The 18306-nt window shown below is 42.2% G+C and carries 15 protein-coding genes; 10 read left to right on the plus strand and 5 right to left on the minus strand.

The features are described from left to right. Nucleotides 1–11: 11 nt before the first annotated feature. Nucleotides 12–1577, plus strand: a complete 1566-nt coding sequence (locus BM043_RS13950; protein ID WP_092792680.1) for a toxin-antitoxin system YwqK family antitoxin — start codon at nucleotides 12–14, stop codon at nucleotides 1575–1577. 39 nt (nucleotides 1578–1616) lie between these two features. Further along, nucleotides 1617–1778, plus strand: coding sequence for a Lacal_2735 family protein (locus tag BM043_RS19390; RefSeq protein WP_143189542.1), 162 nt, complete (start codon nucleotides 1617–1619; stop codon nucleotides 1776–1778). Between the two features lie 228 nt (nucleotides 1779–2006). Here BM043_RS19390 and BM043_RS13955 read toward each other — a convergent pair whose 3' ends face one another. Next, on the minus strand, nucleotides 2007–2528 hold the full coding sequence (locus tag BM043_RS13955; RefSeq protein ID WP_092792820.1) for a cupin domain-containing protein: 522 nt from the start codon (nucleotides 2526–2528) through the stop codon (nucleotides 2007–2009). A gap of 194 nt (nucleotides 2529–2722) precedes the next feature. On the opposite strand from BM043_RS13955, the gene BM043_RS13960 reads away from it, so the two are divergent. From BM043_RS13960 to BM043_RS13975, 4 genes are read left to right on the plus strand one after another with little or no spacing between them, the layout of a single operon-like run. Then, nucleotides 2723–3970 carry an ROK family transcriptional regulator gene (locus BM043_RS13960; RefSeq protein WP_092792682.1) on the plus strand — a complete coding sequence of 416 codons (1248 nt, stop codon included), beginning with the start codon at nucleotides 2723–2725 and terminating at the stop codon, nucleotides 3968–3970. Between the two features lie 11 nt (nucleotides 3971–3981). Beyond that, a complete protein-coding gene (locus BM043_RS13965) occupies nucleotides 3982–7278 on the plus strand; it encodes a VCBS repeat-containing protein (RefSeq protein ID WP_092792684.1) in 3297 nt (1098 codons plus the stop codon). After that, entirely contained in the window at nucleotides 7268–8611 is a 1344-nt protein-coding gene (locus BM043_RS13970; protein ID WP_245753038.1) for a vanadium-dependent haloperoxidase, read from the plus strand. The genes BM043_RS13965 and BM043_RS13970 overlap by 11 nt, the downstream gene beginning before the upstream one ends. 3 nt (nucleotides 8612–8614) lie before the next feature. After that, nucleotides 8615–10033, plus strand: coding sequence for a sulfatase family protein (locus BM043_RS13975; RefSeq protein WP_092792687.1), 1419 nt, complete (start codon nucleotides 8615–8617; stop codon nucleotides 10031–10033). Nucleotides 10034–10042: 9 nt separating this feature from the next. On the opposite strand, the gene BM043_RS13980 is transcribed toward BM043_RS13975, so the two are convergent. After that, complete coding sequence (locus BM043_RS13980) at nucleotides 10043–10876, minus strand: 1,4-dihydroxy-2-naphthoyl-CoA synthase (RefSeq protein WP_092792689.1); 834 nt, start codon at nucleotides 10874–10876, stop codon at nucleotides 10043–10045. Between the two features lie 105 nt (nucleotides 10877–10981). On the opposite strand from BM043_RS13980, the gene BM043_RS13985 reads away from it, so the two are divergent. Continuing rightward, the gene (locus BM043_RS13985; RefSeq protein WP_092792692.1) at nucleotides 10982–12052 is read left to right on the plus strand and encodes an AMP-binding protein; all 1071 of its coding nucleotides are present in this window, start codon (nucleotides 10982–10984) and stop codon (nucleotides 12050–12052) included. Continuing rightward, entirely contained in the window at nucleotides 12049–12477 is a 429-nt protein-coding gene (locus tag BM043_RS13990) for a DUF2141 domain-containing protein (protein ID WP_092792693.1), read from the plus strand. Before BM043_RS13985 ends, BM043_RS13990 begins: the two co-directional genes overlap by 4 nt. Here BM043_RS13990 and BM043_RS13995 read toward each other — a convergent pair. Further along, nucleotides 12474–13085 carry a 2OG-Fe(II) oxygenase gene (locus tag BM043_RS13995; protein WP_092792694.1) on the minus strand — a complete coding sequence of 204 codons (612 nt, stop codon included), beginning with the start codon at nucleotides 13083–13085 and terminating at the stop codon, nucleotides 12474–12476. The genes BM043_RS13990 and BM043_RS13995 overlap by 4 nt on opposite strands. Before the next feature lie 72 nt (nucleotides 13086–13157). Here BM043_RS13995 and BM043_RS14000 point away from each other — a divergent pair, with 72 nt between their 5' ends. Next, the gene (locus tag BM043_RS14000; RefSeq protein WP_092792696.1) at nucleotides 13158–13910 is read left to right on the plus strand and encodes a hypothetical protein; all 753 of its coding nucleotides are present in this window, start codon (nucleotides 13158–13160) and stop codon (nucleotides 13908–13910) included. A 56-nt stretch (nucleotides 13911–13966) separates the two neighbouring features. Here BM043_RS14000 and BM043_RS14005 read toward each other — a convergent pair whose 3' ends face one another. Continuing rightward, entirely contained in the window at nucleotides 13967–14740 is a 774-nt protein-coding gene (locus BM043_RS14005; RefSeq protein ID WP_092792698.1) for an XRE family transcriptional regulator, read from the minus strand. Beyond that, the gene (locus BM043_RS14010; protein WP_092792823.1) at nucleotides 14737–14994 is read right to left on the minus strand and encodes a hypothetical protein; all 258 of its coding nucleotides are present in this window, start codon (nucleotides 14992–14994) and stop codon (nucleotides 14737–14739) included. Before BM043_RS14010 ends, BM043_RS14005 begins: the two co-directional genes overlap by 4 nt. Nucleotides 14995–15282: 288 nt before the next feature. On the opposite strand from BM043_RS14010, the gene BM043_RS14015 reads away from it, so the two are divergent. Continuing rightward, the gene (locus tag BM043_RS14015) at nucleotides 15283–18063 is read left to right on the plus strand and encodes an outer membrane beta-barrel protein (RefSeq protein ID WP_092792700.1); all 2781 of its coding nucleotides are present in this window, start codon (nucleotides 15283–15285) and stop codon (nucleotides 18061–18063) included. Nucleotides 18064–18306: the final 243 nt, after the last annotated feature.

Genomic DNA, 18306 nt, shown 5'->3' on the forward strand with positions numbered 1-18306 from the left:
AATCTAATCATATGAGATATATCTTAATTCTTCTTTCATTCCTTTCTACTACACTTTTAGCACAAGAAACTAGATTAGTCAAACAGATTAATAAGGACTCCACTTTGATGGCTACTGGGCCCGCGATCGACAATGTCCGTCAGGGTCTCTGGAAAATTTACAATCCAAAAACCAACACACTCCTTTCCGAAGGTACTTACAAAGATGGATTAAAAGACGGCAAATGGACGAGTTACTTTCCAGATGGCAAAAAACAAGTGGAAGTGGAATACCGAAAAGGAGAACTCTTTGGCAAAACGGATATTTATGATGCCGACGGTTTTTTAAAGAGGGAATTGATTTTTCAGGATAGTGTATTGGTCGGAAAATACGTGGAATATTATGGAAAAACCGGCCAGCCTAGCTACGTAGAACCTGACCAGGTTTACAAAGAAGGACAATATACCGATGGCGATAAAGAAGGGCAATGGATTACCTATCATCCGTTTGGGGAGATTTATATCCGGGAGTTTTATAAAAACAACCTCAAGGATGGCCCCTATCTGGAATACGATCCCGATGGAGGCTTGATGACGGAGGCTTTTTACCGTCTCGGAAAACTCGAAGGTGAGTTTAAGCGATTCTCCTATGGAAATATCATACAGGAAGAAGGGATTTATGAAAATGGAAAAAAAGTAGGCGAATGGAAACGCTATTTTCCTGAAAGTAAAATTTTGGAAGCAGAGGAGTTTTACAATAAAAACGGGAAACCAGACGGCACTTGGAAGTATTATTACGAAAACAAAAGGCTGGCCCGAGTAGAAAAATATGAAAATGGCATTGCTGTAGGAACCTGGGAAGAGTATTTCCCCAATAAAGAAGTAGCCAAACGAAAAACCTATGAACTCGGAGTTCCGGTCGGTGACTATGTCGAATACCATAGCAATGCAAAACCTTCCGTTCAGGGACAATACGAATCAGGGATGAAAACAGGGCTCTGGAAAAGTTATGATCCAGAAGGGGCATTATATTCCATCGGTGAATATCGTAACGATCTGAAATCCGGACTTTGGAAATATTTCAACAAAATAGGCGTATTAATTGCCGAAGGAGAATACATCCTCGGAATGGAAAACGGGCAGTGGGTGTATTACTACGATGGAGGCCAATTGAAATCCGTTGGAGCATACAAGCTGGGATTTGAAGACGGCATGTGGGGACTCTTTTATGACAACAAACAACTCACCCAGGAGGAATACTGGGAAAACGGGCGATTAATGAATGTCGGAGATTACATGAGCTACGACGGTAGCAAAAAACTGGATAAGGGCACGCTAAAGGATGGAGATGGCTCTCGAATCACCTACTACATCAACGGAAAAAAAGAATCAGAAGGAAACTATAAAAGCGGAAAAGCAGATGGAATCTGGATTTTTTACCATGAAAATGGCCGAAAGGCTTCCGAAGGAAATATGACTGAGGGCAAGCGAGAAGGCCCTTGGAGATATTACAATCCCGCTGGTAGATTGGAGGATTTGATCAATTACAAAGAGGACGAAATCGTTCAGGAAAACGCCTCAACTGTATTTCAATTTTAAACCTTCTACAAGAGCACGAGTTCTACAATAAAAGCATTTATGTTTGGTCTATTCAAAAAGAAATCAGAAAAAGAAAAACTTCAGGAAAAGTATAGCAAAATGCTTGCCGAAGCCCATAAACTCTCGCACTCCAATCGCACTGCCGCTGATAAACTAATGGCAGAAGCAGAGGAAGTAGCCAAGAAAATAGAAAAATTATAAATCGAGTTTCTTATACAGAGAAACAAATTTGATGTACATTTATTTGTATTTCAGATTAATAATCGTATCTTTAGTTTCATTTTAAACAATTCTGTAGTATTTTCTGATTCAGAAAATTCAAATTTTAAGGGTGATTGAGCTACGGAACCTGTTTGAAATTTTTAGGCCCGGATTTTTTCTGGGCCTATTATTTTTTCCCTCTAATTTCAACTAGCATCCCTTTCAAACTTATTTTCTGGAATAATCATCAGAGACCCGTACAATATCCGATTCATCAGAGGGTTGGTTAGGATCAGTATGCATCCAGATTTCGGCCACCACTCCCCAGGTATCCAGACCTACCAGGCGATGTCTTTCTCCTTGGGAAAGCGAAACCGTCTTCCCTGTCTTCATCAACTGAGTATCTCCCTGCTCATCAGTTTGACTTCTCACAATACCCGCTTCCCCCGCGATCAATTTCCAAAGTTCAGCTCTTCTGTGATGATATTGCCAGGAAAGCCGAGCAGCCGGTGATACGACCAATATCTTCGGACTCAATTTCATCTCATACTGTTTCTCGGTCAGGGTAACTTCATCAAAAAACAACTCCTTGAATTTTTTGATCTGATTCTCTTCGATGACAAAAAAACCTCCCCAGGGACGGGAGAAATCCAGATCGTGAACCTTCAAACCCAAATCAGTCAAGTACTCCTCTACCAGTTTAGAAACTTCAACCTTGGTGTTTTGCGCATTAATATTACTTAAAATCATGATTAATAGATAGTTAATTAAAAAAGGAATGGATTGAAAAGCAAATTGGCAATTTTGAATCTTTTTACCAAAAGCATCGATCAAAAGAAATAAATTGGGTTATTATTGAAAATCAAGAGCCTGTTTATCAATTTTTTTTTAAAAGTATTTTTTGAAACCTAAAAAATACCGTATTTCAGGCATATCTTAATGCCATGAACCTAATAAACCCAAATGCCGTCATCGACAAAATGGACGGTGTTGTCGAAATCAAGAGCTACATCAACAAGATTAAGATCATCAAGAATCTTTATCTCAAAGGTGCCAATACTGCCAGTGAAATTTGTAACGAGGTAGGAATCTCCCTACCTACGGTCAATTCCCTGCTTAATGACCTAATGAGTTCGGGTGAAGTGATCAAACACGGTCGCGCCGAATCCCAAGGCGGCAGAAAACCGGATCTCTATCGACTGGCCGAAGATGCCTTCTATGTGCTTTCGGTTGATCTCTCCAAATTCACGATGAATATTGCACTGTATTCATGCAATCATGAGCAGGCCGTTCCCAAAGAGAGCTTCAAGGTCACCCTCAATAACGAAAAGGAAACCTTTGATCGAATTTGCGACCTGATGGATCAGTACATTAGATCCTCAGGGATTCCTAATGAAAAAATCATCGCTATCGGGATTTCTATGCCTGGATTGGTGGATTCGGTAGGAGGAGTAAACTACACCTATTTTAGGTTTGGTAAAAAAACGCTTCTGGAAAATTTCGAATCACGTTTTGAAAAGAAGATTTTCCTGGAAAACGATGCCCGGGCTATGACTTTGGCCGAATTTAAATTTGGCTCAGAGCATTCGTATAAAAATGTTCTAGGGGTTTTTGTAGGTTGGGGAATCGGACTCGGAATCATCATTGACGGCAAAATCTACCAAGGAGCCTCCGGGTTTGCCGGTGAGTTTTCCCACTCCCCGATTTTCGAATCTAGAGATGTAACCTGTGCCTGTGGCAAAAAAGGTTGCCTGGAAGCTGTGGCATCAGGAACGGCAATTGTAAAAATGGCCGAAGCCGCCATCCTTTTAGACAAAGACAGTATTCTGGCGAGAATGGTCCGTGATCATCAAGGCGAATTGGAACCCGGAATCGTGGTAGAAGCCGCATTGGCGGGTGATCAGCGAGCCATCACGATTCTTTCGGAAGCCGGTTTGGACTTAGGTCGGGGAATATCTATCTTGATTCAGTTACTCAATCCCGAACTGATCATCATCGGTGGATCAGTGGCAGAGGCCAACCAATATTTGATCACTCCTATTCAGCAGGCACTTAATATCTACAGCATGGCCAAGTCCCGCGAAAAATCGAAACTAGCCCTGTATAAGTTAGGTGAGGATGTTGGTTTGATGGGAGGTATGGCTGTGGTCAACGAACAGTTGTTTGATGATGTGATCAGCAGATTGGGCTAATTTCAATTCCAATGTTTTTACTCCGTGAAAATCGATTTAGTCAAGCAAGACTCCTACTGGTAGTCTTCTTGACTTTTTCTTTTTTGGAGGGATTTTCACAAGATAATTTTGAGGCAAAATTCGTCCAGTTAAAACCCAGAAAAGCTGGAGTTTCCTTCAAAAATCAACTGACCGAGAACCAAATCAACAATATCCTTCGTTACGAATATTTTTATAACGGGGGCGGCGTCGCTGTGGGTGACTTGGACAATGATGGACTGGACGATATTTTTTTTACAGGAAATATGGTTCCCAATCAACTCTATAAAAATCTAGGGGAACTCAAGTTTGAAAATGTAACCAAATCAGCAGGGGTAAAAGGGAAATCAACCTGGACGACAGGAGTCAGCATGGCTGACGTGAATGGTGACGGTCTCTTGGATATTTACGTCTGCTACTCGGGAAAAGGGACACCGGAAAGTAGAAAAAATGAGCTTTGGATCAACGAAGGCGATTTTCAATTTAGTGAACAAGCAGAAGAATATGGAATTGCTGATCCTTCCAATAGCACCCAAGGTTTATTTTTTGATTTTGACCAAGATGGGGATTTGGATCTCTTTCTACTCAATCACCACATCGAAGTCATCAATGAGTTGGAATTTGATGAAGCCAAGTCTATCAGACATCCTTATGCTGGAGACAAGTTCTACCGAAATGACAATGGAAAATTCACCGATATCAGCGAAGAAGCCGGAATCAAAGGCTCCGCCTTAGGATTCGGTCTTGCAGTCATCGCATCAGATATCAATCAAGACGGTTGGCTGGATCTCTTGGTCACCAATGACTACATCGAGCCGGATTATGTATACATCAATCAGCAGGATGGCACATTTTCAGACGAAATGGAATCTTATTTCAGCCATATTTCCCACTTTTCCATGGGAGCGGATATTGCTGATATCAACAATGACGGACTGCAAGACATCTTAACGCTCGATATGCTTCCCGAAGACAATAAGCGTCAAAAACTACTCTACGGCCCCGAAAACTACGAGCAATATGCCTTGATGATCCGAAAGGGATTTTACCATCAAAACATGCGAAATATGCTTCACCTCAATCTAGGTGAAGGAAACTTCTCAGAGATCGGACAACTCGCCGGAATATCCAATACCGATTGGTCGTGGGCTGCGCTTTTTTTCGATGCCACCAATGACGGTTTCAAAGATCTTTTTGTCACCAATGGCTATTACCGGGATTACACCAATCGGGATTTTCTCAAGTACAAAGGCGATTATTATTTCAAACAAGCGGTCGCCAATCAAAAAGCGGATACGCTGCATCTCGTTACGACTATGAGCTCCACGCCGGTGCACAACTACTTTTTTGAAAATCGTGGAGATCTTCAATTTAAAGATCAAAGTTTGAATTGGGGATTTGAAAAACCAGGCTTTTCAAGTGGTGCTGCCTATTCCGATTTGGACAATGATGGAGATCTGGATTTGGTAGTCAACCATTTAAATGAAGTTGCCGGTATTTATGAAAACACTGGCGAAAAAGGAAATTGGGTGCAAATAAAACTAACTGGGACTGATCTAAATCCGCTAGCTATCGGAAGTCGAATAGAGATTTTTAGTGATGATTCCAAGCAAGTCCAAGAACTTCAGCCGGTGAGAGGATTCCAGTCTTCCAGCACCTACCGCCTTCATTTCGGACTGGGAGCGGAAAAATCCATCGACTCCGTTCTAATCCATTGGCCATATCAATCACAATCTACCTTTAAAGACCTTGATATCAATTCTTTAAATACCTTTAAACAAAAAAGTACTTCAATTAATTCCTCGTCAAAAACTGCCAAAAATTCGAGCTTCAAAAAGCATAATTCTGCTCCCCAATTTCTCCCAAAGGCTTCTGGTTTTAATGATTTTAAGCGGCAACCCTTGATGATTACTATGCCTTCTGCGATCAGCCCGGTTTTGGCTCAAGGGGACCTGAATCAAGACGGAATTCCTGAGATTTTTATCGGAGGCACCAAGGGTCAGGCAGCACAGATTTTTTCTTTTGATGGTGAAAGATGGAACCCATATTCCGGATTTTCAAGTGCCGATGAATTTACCGACGCCATTGCAATTTTTGAAGATTTCAATGGAGATGGATTTGAGGACCTCTTCATCGGCAGCGGAGGCTATCATGATTACTTGAGGACAGACGAATCCCTGGTGGACAGACTCTATCTCAATGACGGAACCGGAAGACTCCGATGGTCGAATTCTTTTCCAGATTACACCATCAGCACGGGCACAGCGATTAGCCTAGACATCAATCAAGACGGTGCTCCAGATTTGTTCGTAGGAGGAAGAATCATTCCAGGACGTTACCCTCAAATCCCCGAAAGCAAAATCCTAATCAATAATGGACAGGGACAATTTACTGATCAGACCGACACATATATTCCCAATTCGACCCTGGGCATGGTTACTTCCGCTCAAAGTCAGGATTTAAATGATGACGGATATCCGGATTTGATCCTTGTAGGAGAATTTATGCCTATCACGGCATTCATCAATCAGCAAGGAAAATCCTTTTTGGATCAATCCGAAAAATACTTTTCAGATCAGCTCAGCGGCTGGTGGTCATCTTTGGCCCAAGCTGACCTTGACGGGGACGGTGATTTGGATTTGATTGTGGGGAATTTTGGAGAAAACAGTCAGTTTGAGGTCAGTGAGGAGAAAAAACTTCGACTTTTTTCGGCTGACTTTGATCAAAACGGTTCCATTGATCCGATTCTGGAATGCTATATCGGAGACGGATATTATCCCTTTGCCAGTAGAGACGAGCTTTTGGACCAAATGGTCAGCATGCGAAGTAAATTCACTGATTACGAATCCTATTCGACAGCAAAAATCTCTGATTTATTTAGCCAAAATGAATTGGATCAGGCAGAATATCTTGAAGCCAATACCATGAGTTCCTTTTATTTAGAAAACTCAAGGGAAGGCTTCAGACCGCATAAATTACCCACTTTGGCCCAAGCTTTTCCGATCTATGCCATTCAGGTTACTGATGTCAATCGAGATGGAATTCAAGATTTGGTTCTGGGAGGAAACAATCGACAAAGTCGTATTCGGGTAGGAAATCTCGACGCTGGATTTGGCTTGGTTTTACAGGGAAAATCAGATGGAGGCTTTGAAATCCTTGGTCCGGCAGATGCGGGATTCAGCATCAAAGGAGATATCAAATCCATCTTGGAGTTTCAGGTAGGTGAAAAGAAATTCATCTTATTTGGAGTTCATGGTCAGGCTTTAGAACTTTATGAGTATGTGGAATAATAAGGTCTCATATCTTTTGCTTTATATCCTGATGGTTGGGATTTGTCCCATTGGGATCGCAGTTGAAAAAAAAACTCCCGATTGGCCAAAAATCTACTCAGATCAACTATTTCATTTGACCGAAGTCATGGTCACCGATGTGGCTAGTCCACCAGTGGCAGCCAGAATCTATGCCTACGCAGCTCTGAGTACCTATCTGATGATGGAGAGCGAAGGCGCAAATTTTGATCAGCCGAAAATTCCCTTTCATATCCAAGGCACTTCCGGAATTACAGGGATTAAATCACCGGAATTTGCAGCTATTTATACCATGCTTTTGGTTGGGGAGAAACTCATGCCCTCAGGTTATTTGCTCCAAGAAAAGCAGGAAAACTGGATCGATCGGGCCATAAAGCTTAAACTTTTAAAAAAAGGGGAAGTAGATAGTCATTTACAAAAAGCACAACAAATTGCGAATAAGGTTTTGGCTATTGCTGGAAAAGACGGGTACAAAGAACTGACCGCTTTGAATCGCTACACGCCCAAAGAAGGTCCAGGATATTGGTATCCTACCCCACCAGCCTATATCGCCGCGGTGGAACCTGAGTGGAGGACGATAAAACCTTTCTTTGTCGATGATCTTGATCAGTTTGCCCCCAATCCAATGGCTAATTTTGATCTGGAAGCAGGCAGTTCCTTTCATAATCAACTGATGGAAGTGTACGAAGTGGGTAAAAGTCTAAGTGAAGAGCAAAAACTTATTGCTAACTTTTGGGACTGTAACCCTTTTATGGTCACTTATTCGGGCCACATGGCTATCGGGGTCAAAAAAATCTCTCCCGGAGGACATTGGATGGGGATCACAGGTATTGCAGCACAGAAAGCACAACTCAATTTTCAGGAAACCGCATACATCCATTCTCTTGTGGGGATGACGCTTCATGATGCATTCATCTCCTGCTGGAAGGCCAAATACGAGACCAATCGGATTCGCCCGGAAACCGTGATCAATCGGACAATAGATCAGCGTTGGAAACCTCTACTACAAACCCCGCCCTTTCCGGAATATACCTCAGGACATTCCGTCATTTCACAGGCCTCAGCTGTAATCCTTACCTCCTATTTTGGGGAGGATTTTTCATTCCTTGACACTTCGGAGGTTTATTTTGGCCTTCCTGAACGGCAATTTGACTCATTTTTTCAGGCTTCCGCAGAGGCAGCTATTTCCCGGCTTTATGGAGGAATCCACTTCCGGGATGCTATTGAAGAAGGAGTAAAACAAGGTGACCGAATTGGAAAAATGATTTTAGATAAAGTACAAAATACCCCAAAAACCCTGACTATAAATAATTAAGTAATGATAAAAACCTTCCTTTCCCTAGGACTTGTTTCTGCATTCTTTTCCTGTACAAATCAAACAGAAATTAAAACTAATACCTCTCCTCCAAACATCATCTTAGTTTTTGCTGACGACATGGGTTATGGGGACTTGGGGAGCTATGGAGCTACTGAATGGGAAACCCCACACTTGGATCAGTTGGCCAAGGACGGAGCGAAATTCACCCAATTCTACGTGCCTCATGCGGTCTGCACGGCATCGAGAGCAGCGCTTTTGACGGGTACTTATGCTAACCGTCTTGAACTTTTTGGGGCTTTGGATCATACCGCCAAGCATGGCTTAAACCCGGAGGAAACGACCATTGCGGATCTCTTAAAAGAGAAGGGATATACAACCGGTATGGTTGGAAAATGGCACTTGGGCCATCTCGAGGAATTTCTGCCCACCCGTCAAGGATTTGATTCCTATTTTGGCCTACCCTACTCCAATGATATGTGGCCTCATCATCCGGAAGCAAAGGATTATTATCCTCCCCTTCCCCTGATGGAAAATGAAAAAACCATAGATATCCTGGATGAACAGCATCAACTCACCACCCAATACACTGAGCGTGCATTGGATTTTATCGATAAAAATAAAGAAGAGTCTTTTTTTCTTTACCTCGCTCATTCCATGCCCCATGTGCCACTTTTTGTTTCAGAAAAATTTGAGGGAAAAAGCCGGCAGGGGCTTTACGGGGATGTGATGATGGAGATCGATTGGTCCATGGGTGAAATCCGAAAAAAACTCAAAGATCTAGGCCTGGAAGAAAATACCTTGATCATCTTCACCTCCGACAATGGCCCTTGGCTTTCCTATGGAGGTCATGCTGGATCGACCGGAGGTCTTAGAGAAGGAAAAGGCACTTCTTGGGAAGGTGGAATCCGAGTCCCGGCCATCATGACTTGGCCTGGAGTCATCCCCGCTGGAACAGTCCAAGATCAAGCTGCAATGACAATCGATATTTTACCCACTTTGGCTCATATCACACAAGCAAAACTTCCAGACTTACCCATAGACGGGCGAAATATCTGGCCATTGACGCAGGGCGAAAAAATGGATCATAAACCCTATTATGCTTATTATAATCAAAATGAATTGCAAGCGGTCATGTTTGGAAAATGGAAGTTGATATTCCCACATCAATACCGGACCATTCCCAATGATGCGGAATTGAGTAATGATGGCATTCCTGTAAAATACGATCATATCAATCTCACCGAACCCATGCTTTTTGATTTGGTTTCTGATCCCTTTGAGCAAAAAAATGTAGCTGCTGAAAATCCTGATATTCTCCGGGAATTGGAAGGCTACGCGGAACTAGCCCGCCAAGATATGGGCGATGCGCTGACCGATCGAACCGGAACAGGTAACCGGAAAGCAGGTCGCATTGACTGAAATTTTATTTTAAGGAATCCACTTGATCTGCTTAAAATTCGGTTTTCGCTTTTCCAAGAAAGCATTTCTTCCCTCTTTAGCTTCCTCGGTCATGTAGGCCAATCGGGTCGCTTCACCGGCAAAAACCTGCTGCCCGACCATTCCATCATCGGTTAGATTCATCGCAAATTTCAGCATTTTGATTGAAGTTGGGGATTTTTCTAAAATTTCCTGCGCCCATTGAAAGGCCGTGGATTCCAGTTCTTCGTGTGGAATTACGGCGTTGACCATTCCCATTTCATAGGCCTCCTGTGCAGAATAATTTCTTCCCAAGAAAAATATTTCCCTGGCCTTTTTTTGTCCGACCATCTTAGCCAAATAGGCAGATCCATATCCCCCGTCAAAACTGGTCACATCGGCATCTGTCTGCTTAAAAATCGCATGTTCCTTACTCGCCAAAGTCAAATCACAAACCACATGTAAACTGTGTCCTCCGCCGACAGCCCAGCCTGGGACCACTGCGATCACCACCTTAGGCATAAAACGAATCAGCCGCTGCACTTCCAAAATATTCAATCGATGATAGCCATCATCACCCACATAGCCTTGATGGCCTCGTGCCCGCTGATCTCCACCGGAGCAAAAGGCCCACTTTCCATCTTTAGGCGAAGGTCCTTCACCACTCAGTAAAACTACCCCTATCGAGGTATCCTCTTGGGCATCGTAAAAAGCATCGTATAATTCCGCCGTAGTTTTCGGACGAAAAGCATTCCTCACCTCAGGTCTATTAAAAGCAATTCGGGCTACCCCATCGCATTTTTTATAGGTGATATCTTCGTATTCTTTGGCAGTGATCCACTCCATGATTTTCTTTTTGGTTAAAAATCCGATTTTTTTGCAAGATAACAGGCTTGTCCGAAATTTGTTGATCTACTGTACGGCTTCCTTTTTGCATTCTAAAATTATTCCATGTTCCAACTTCAATATCAAGACAAACGGTTTTCCTCAGTACAGGATTTTGAAAAGGTGGAACCCTTTGACATTGAGGTTTTGGATCAAGCCATTCAGTTCTGTAGGGAATGGCTTTCGGGAAAAGAAAACTTTGAGCAATACACCTCAGGATCCACAGGTAAGCCTAAGAAAATCAACCTTACCAGGATCCAAATGCAAGCGAGCGCTCAGGCCACCGGAGCTTTTTTCCAGATCAATTCCAAATCTCTGCTCTTATGTTGCCTCAATCCTGCCTACATCGCCGGAAAAATGATGCTAGTTCGTGCCATGGAATGGAACTGTCCGATGGTACTTGTAAACCCCAGTTCTGATCCCTTAAGTGAAATTGAGGATAGCCAAATTCCTGATTTTTTAGCTATGGTTCCCCTTCAAATACAGCAAAGCCTCCAAAATCCATCTTCTTTTGCCAAACTCAAAAAAGTCCAGCAGCTCATCATCGGTGGAGCGCCATTGAGTCCTCAACTGAAAATGGAAATGGTTTTGAACAAGATCCAAGCCTATCAAACTTACGGGATGACCGAAACGGTTTCACACATTGCCATTGCCAAAATCAAGAGCGAAGAGTTAATCTATCAAACCCTTCCCAAGGTAGAAATTGGAGTAGATGATCGAGGTGCTTTATGGGTGAAAGGTCCCATGAGCAAGAATGAAAAAATCCAAACCAATGACGCTGTTCGCTTACGTTCAGACAACGAATTTCAATGGCTTGGAAGAATAGACTTTGTGGTGAATTCAGGAGGAGTAAAACTCCATCCCGAGCTGATTGAGCCAAAAATCGAAAAAACGGTAAATACCTATTTTTTCGGGTCCCGCTTTTTTCTGACAGGAACTCCAGATCCTAAATTTGGTGAAAAACTCGTCTTATTTATTGAATCAAGCCAAGCAGACAGCAATAAGGCAACGCATTTGCTTAATGAACTGAAAAAGAATCTTTCCGCATTTGAATGTCCGAAGGCTATTTATCTCATAGCTCAATTTAAAGAGACAGAAAGTGGGAAAATTGATCGAAAACTGAATATTCCAACATGAATTACCTTCTAATTTTCATATTTCTTTGGATTCAAAATCCGTTTATGATGAATGAAAAAGGCAGCATCCATCTGACCATTGACAAAGTGGAATCCGATCAGGGAGTCATCAGAATTTTAGTTTTTTCCAGTTCAGATGGATTTCCGGAAAATCGAGATCATGCTATTAAAGCGATTTCGCTACCTATTGAAAATGGGCAGGCCTCTACCCAAATCAAAAATCTTCCCAAAGGGAAATACGCCATTTCTGTATTTCATGACCAAGACAAAAACGGCAAAATGAAGAAAAACGCCCTCGGTTATCCTCAGGAGAAATACGGTTTTTCGAATAATCCAAACAACAGATTTTCAATCCCAAAATTTGATCGCTGTGCGGTTTCGCTTTCTTCCAATCAGGTCAAAAAAGTAGAAATCAAACTTCGCTAGGAAATCGTCCTAAGCCATCCGGTAATGCTGTTCCGTTCCTTTTTGGTCGGCAGGACTTCATGAGGGATCTCTCCGCTCAGAAAAACAACCAATCTGCCTGGCATCGGCAAAATATCCAGCACATCTTCCTTACCATTTTCTTTAGGCAGATACATTCTCAATGCTCCCTCGTCTTGGGCTGTCCATATATCGTTGACGTAGAGAATGACGGTCACCGCCCGATAGGAAACCTGCTGAAACTGATCCAAATGCCGCTTGTAAAAAGATCCGATCGGATAGCGGGCAAAATGTGCTTCAAAAGACTGAAGTCCTAAAAAACATCTTCGATTTAGTGCCAATTTGATTGCATCCACTCGATGCCAATATTCCGACTGGAGAATACTCAGATTGTCAGGCTCCATCCAAAGCACCTCATCACTGCGAATTTCAGGTTTCACCTGTTTTTGATCTCCCGTACCGATAGCTGCTTTTCGAAATTTCCCACTCTCCAACAGATCCGTCTGCTCGTCAAAAAGTGCCTTTCGGAAAATTTCGTCAACAAAGTCATCAATGACTGCAAATGAATTTTCATAAATTCCACTGACTATACGATCGAGATTATCTTCCATGAAAATGGGTTTAGACTGCAAAGTAAGATCTTAATTGCTTGAAAAAATATACTTTTGTGCAAAGCTTAAAAAATGAAGTTCTCTAAAGAAGATATCCAAAAACTCACACTCGAATACGATTCAGGAATTATCCCTCCACCTTACAGCCATGTTTTCCACATGGAATTGGACTGGAGTGAGTCCATCCTGAAAGTCAAACTGGATCTGCATTATACGGATCGGGACGAATTGAGCGAGCAGGAAATTTTGGATGAGGGCTTTACCCTTTCTGACGATTATCATTATGAGGGAGAATTGAACTCCATTTGGATCGAACCCATACAGGAGTTACTGACTGAAACCAAATGGTCACCTCGACAACTGGACGAAGGCGGGATAATTCTTTACCTCAATGAGGATTCTGTTCCGAAAACACCACTAAGTCAGGAGGTTTGGCAGCTGATGGCACAAGATCTAATTCAGGCGATCTACGAATCCACCAAAAAAGAAGCCCCACTTCATATTAATTACCGACTAGTTACAGAAGAAAATACGCTGGATTGTACGATCACCGTGCATTTTTCCAACCGAACTGTGATTTTAGATCAGGGAGAAAAAAGTCAGGCGCTCAACTGGGATTATTCAATTCAGTTGATGAAACTGATTTTTACGCCGGATTATCATTATGAAATTGCAAAAGAAGCACCTGGAACGAAACCGGGTGCATACATCGACTGCGGGGATGGGCTATGGCATGAGTTAGGCAAAGGAGTGGTCAATATCGATCCGGCCTTTGATGCAGTAGGAAAAATCCAACAGCGCTTTGAAGATATGTTACTCGGTTAGAGGCTGAATTTGGCCAAATTCAAGTTGGCCGAGCTCCCCAGGAACCAACCGAACATCTATTTCCTCAGCTTCTTCAAATCGATCTGAATATCCCGGATCATTTCACCCAGATCCTCCAGACTCAAGGCTTTCTTTTTGTCTCCCGGATTGGGAAAGTCAGTGCTGATGAAAGCTTTGGCTTCCCAGACTTCCAAGACATCTTCTCCTCTCACTTCGTAAGGTTTGTAGTGCTCATTGTCTGAAACCAAAAAAAGCTTTCCGTTTTCCTCCAAATAATTAAATACCCGTTTATACACGACTCCTTCGGTTTGGGTCACAAGGATATAGGTTCGTCCACTTTTTACCGATCTGAGCTGATCCACGTATGCACCGATGACTATCGTCCCAGATATCAGTGGCAGCATGGAATCGCCGGCTAATTCAAAGGCCCGATAAGTAGTTTGTTTGGATAGATTGGGCAAATGAAACTGCGGCAACTGTTCCATATATTCTGGATCAGCAAAACCATTGAGATAACCCGCAGAAGCTTTTTGCCCGACTAGCGTGATATTTTCATTATCATTTTCATCAGCGGCGATAGTAAGAATATTAATTCCCCGATTTTGGAGTGCTTTTCTCCCAAGCTTTTCGATATCATGCTCCAGTAGCTCCTCAATCCCGATTTCCAATAGCTCACCGATCCGCTTCAAAGTTGCCAGTTTGGGTTCGGATCGCCCGTCTTCATAGGCTGAAATCATCGTTCGCTGTACATCCAGCTGCTCAGCTAGTTCATTTTGAGTGATGCCTTTCTGCTTTCGCAAAAAGCGAAGGTTTGAAGCTAAGTAACTCATGCCGAAAAGAGATAAAAGTTATGATCTTCAGATACCGGTTCGATCGGAAAAAGCGGGTTGATATTCTGTTTCGCCGCTTGCCTCTGCGCCAATCTATTTTGGATCTCCAAAATAATCTCTCCCACCGGCTTGGGCTCAGAAATCAACAAATAACCATATTGTGGCTTCTGTTCATCTTCTACGAAAAATTTAACCTGGCAATTTCCGGAAGCCAGATTTTTGGTCGTGATGTTAATTTTTTCAGTTGTTTTCATATCATCTATCATTCAGGACACTAAGATAAAAATGTTGTTTTAATAAACATATTGATGATGCTTAAATAAACATTATTTTCTGACAAGAATTGTCATAAAACTTCAGAATTCCTTCAAAATTCTATAACTCAATGATATTCAGCATCTTTTACATGATCGGTCTACTATTCATTTGCTCTATTAACCGTTTAGCCAAAAAGCGAAAACATTTTACTTACAACTTGCTTGTTTTGTGGTGGCGAAACGGAAAAAAAACTCAGTTGCGCCAAATGAAAAAAAACCAACTACATGAAAATTTATTTAACCTTAGTTTTTCTTTTAACGCTAAGCATATCGGCCTTCTCGCAGCGTTATTCGATCGTGGGAAGAATCCAAGAGGCCGGAACTTCCAGTACTATCCCCAATGCCACCGTTCTCCTGCTCAATGATGGAGACTCCAGCCAAGTCGATGGAATCATCTCGGATTTGGATGGCAAATTCGAAATCAAGGATATTAGAGAGGGAGAATACATTTTAAAAATTCAGTATTTGGGCTATGAAAGTTATTTCAAGTCGCTCAACATGACGCAAGATGTAGACCTGGGGACAATCAATATCCGCCAAGAAGATACCGATCTCGAGGAAGTTACAATCCAGGCTCGAAGATCAACCAGTCAAAATAAATCAGACACTACCCTATTCAATGCCGACGCGTTCAAAACCATGAAGGATGCAAGTGCACAAACCTTATTGGAGAAAATCCCGGGGGTCACCTCACAAGATGGAGCGCTTCAAGCTCAGGGTGAAAATATCGGTCAGATTTTAGTAGATGGAAAGCCATTTTTCGGAACTGATGTTCGGACTGCCCTTCAAAACCTACCTGCTGAAGTGATCCAAGGGATCGAAATTTTTGATCAGTTAAGTGAAAAAGCCAGACTGAGCGGATTTGATGATGGAGAGCGACTCAAGACAGTAAATATCATCACCAAACCTAACCGTAGAAAAGGTCAGTTTGGTAGAGTATCGGCGGGCTACGGTACCGATGACCGCTATTTGGCAGGAGCAAGTATCAACGATTTCAATGATGATCGAAGAATTACCATCACTGGTCTTTCCAACAATGTCAACGTAACGGATTTTTCTTCCGACCCAAATGCACAAGATAATGCACGCCCGCAAAACGGAGTCATTAATACCAATATTCTAGGAATGAATTATACTGACACTTGGGGTGACAAAATTCAGGTGACGGGAAGTTATTTATACTCTTCAAGAGAAAATATCGGCCAGGAAATCCGCTTTCGTGAGTTTTTGACCAGCGACGATTCTGATCAGCTTTACGATGAGGTGGCCAATGATGTACGACTTAACAACAGGCATCAGTTTGATATGCGTTTGGAATACGATATCGATGAGAAAAACCGAATCGTATTTATCCCGAGATTTTCTGCACGATTCGAAACGGAAAATTCAGACTTTTTCGGAGAAACTACCGATGGAACTAACCTGATCAATTCAGTAGAAAATATGCGGACAGCAGAAAATCGTGATTTTGATATTTTCAACCGGATTTTCTACAGTCACAAATTTGATAAACCAGGAAGAACATTTACTTTCCGAGGTAGAATCAGTGAAAACTGGAATGAAGACCGGGCAAACCGATTGGCAACAAATCAGTATTTTGTTCCTGATTCACGAACCGAAATCATCAACCAGCAAATCAACCGGGATAGAAGTGGTTCTTCTTGGGAAACCGGAGTTTCATTTACCGAGGCATTAAGCGAAAAAAGTCAGTTGGAACTCGAGTACGAAATCGGGAATCGGTTGAATGATTCGGATCAATTGATTTTTGATGTGTTTGAAGAAGATCCTACCCAGCCGGAGTTTGTACTTGATACTACCTTGAGTAATACCTTTGAAAGCAAATTCCTGACTCAGGAAACCGAACTCGGCTACCAATATCAGACCGAAAAAGTTCGAATGCAGGCTGAGGTACAATATCAAAATGCCAAGCTGGACAATACCCAGGGATTTCCTGATCCTTTTGAGCTCAACAGAAGATTCGAAAGCATTCAGCCTTCATTTAGATTAAATTATCAAATCACCGAAAACACAAGCCTAAACTTCGACTACGATACTCGGGCCAATGAACCGGGACTTCGGGAGTTGCAGCCGGTAGTGGATAATTCTAACCCACTCCAACTTTACGTCGGTAATCCGGGGTTGAACCAGTCTTTTGCACACCGATTCAGAATGAGATTCCGAAGCAATAACCCTGAGACTGACCAATCTTGGTTCCTTTATGCGTTTTCATCTTTTGTCAACAACACCGTAGCAAACAGTTCCTTTATCGCAGATGAAGCTACTGAAATCCAGTCTGGAATTATCTTGGAGCCCGGATCTCAGCTTTTCAGCCCGGTCAACTTGGATGGATATTGGGATTTCAGATCATGGTCCAGTTACGGGATGCCTTTGGACTTCATCAAGTCCAATCTAAACATCAACGCCGGTGCGGGATATACCAAGCGTCCGACTCTGGTAAACAACGAATATGGATTTAACAACTCGAGAAGACTCAGCACCGGAATCTCACTAAGCAGCAATATCAGTGATCAGATAGACTTCAACCTTTGGACGCGGATGTCTTTCAACAATGTAGAAAATACGCTCAACCCAAATTTGGATAATAACTTCTTCAATCAGCGGGCGAGAATCAATTTCAACTGGATCATTTGGGAAGGTTTTATTTTCCGAACTGATATCAACCACCAGGTCAACAAAGGTCTTTCCGAGGGATTTGACCAAAGCTTTACCTTGGTGAATATGAGTTTGGGTAAAAAGATCTTCAACAATCAGCGCGGAGAGATTTCGGTTAATGTCTATGACCTATTCCGTCAAAACAACAATATCCGTAGAAACATTACCGATACTTATATCGAAGATATTCAGTCAAATGTACTGCAGCGCTATTTTATGCTTACCTTCTCTTACAATATCCGTCGATTTGCCAAAGGAACCAGCGAAGAAGATTATCGCGATCTGATGGATTCCGGCGATGACCGCAGAGGCGGCAGAAGATATAATAATTAAAAGAATAAATCTAAGGAGTTAAACCAGCTAGGATTCTGAAACCTGGCTGGTTTTTATTTTTATTCCAATATCATAAAATCATCAAATTGACCGAAGGTGAATTTATGAGCTAATTTAGAAATTGATAAACTGCAAACTAAATTTAAATCTTTCTAGGGAAATCACAGAAATCGGGAACAATCGGCAATTTAGGAGCCGGTTGTGAATTGCTTTCAAATCGACCAAAGGGAGATTCATGAGCAC

The sequence above is a fragment of the Algoriphagus hitonicola genome (assembly GCF_900113375.1).
Taxonomy (GTDB): domain Bacteria; phylum Bacteroidota; class Bacteroidia; order Cytophagales; family Cyclobacteriaceae; genus Algoriphagus; species Algoriphagus hitonicola.

What these genes read in the sequence shown, in the direction of transcription:
- BM043_RS13955 (WP_092792820.1), bottom strand. Translation starts at nt 2,528, where the DNA reads ATGATTTTAAGTAATATTAATGCGCAAAACACCAAGGTTGAAGTTTCT.
- BM043_RS13965 (WP_092792684.1), top strand. Translation starts at nt 3,982, where the DNA reads ATGTTTTTACTCCGTGAAAATCGATTTAGTCAAGCAAGACTCCTACTG.
- BM043_RS13995 (WP_092792694.1), bottom strand. Translation starts at nt 13,085, where the DNA reads ATGGAAGATAATCTCGATCGTATAGTCAGTGGAATTTATGAAAATTCA.
- BM043_RS19390 (WP_143189542.1), top strand. Translation starts at nt 1,617, where the DNA reads ATGTTTGGTCTATTCAAAAAGAAATCAGAAAAAGAAAAACTTCAGGAA.
- BM043_RS14015 (WP_092792700.1), top strand. Translation starts at nt 15,283, where the DNA reads ATGAAAATTTATTTAACCTTAGTTTTTCTTTTAACGCTAAGCATATCG.
- BM043_RS13975 (WP_092792687.1), top strand. Translation starts at nt 8,615, where the DNA reads ATGATAAAAACCTTCCTTTCCCTAGGACTTGTTTCTGCATTCTTTTCC.
- BM043_RS13970 (WP_245753038.1), top strand. Translation starts at nt 7,268, where the DNA reads ATGTGGAATAATAAGGTCTCATATCTTTTGCTTTATATCCTGATGGTT.
- BM043_RS14000 (WP_092792696.1), top strand. Translation starts at nt 13,158, where the DNA reads ATGAAGTTCTCTAAAGAAGATATCCAAAAACTCACACTCGAATACGAT.
- BM043_RS13990 (WP_092792693.1), top strand. Translation starts at nt 12,049, where the DNA reads ATGAATTACCTTCTAATTTTCATATTTCTTTGGATTCAAAATCCGTTT.
- BM043_RS14005 (WP_092792698.1), bottom strand. Translation starts at nt 14,740, where the DNA reads ATGAGTTACTTAGCTTCAAACCTTCGCTTTTTGCGAAAGCAGAAAGGC.
- BM043_RS13960 (WP_092792682.1), top strand. Translation starts at nt 2,723, where the DNA reads ATGAACCTAATAAACCCAAATGCCGTCATCGACAAAATGGACGGTGTT.
- BM043_RS13985 (WP_092792692.1), top strand. Translation starts at nt 10,982, where the DNA reads ATGTTCCAACTTCAATATCAAGACAAACGGTTTTCCTCAGTACAGGAT.
- BM043_RS13950 (WP_092792680.1), top strand. Translation starts at nt 12, where the DNA reads ATGAGATATATCTTAATTCTTCTTTCATTCCTTTCTACTACACTTTTA.
- BM043_RS14010 (WP_092792823.1), bottom strand. Translation starts at nt 14,994, where the DNA reads ATGAAAACAACTGAAAAAATTAACATCACGACCAAAAATCTGGCTTCC.
- BM043_RS13980 (WP_092792689.1), bottom strand. Translation starts at nt 10,876, where the DNA reads ATGGAGTGGATCACTGCCAAAGAATACGAAGATATCACCTATAAAAAA.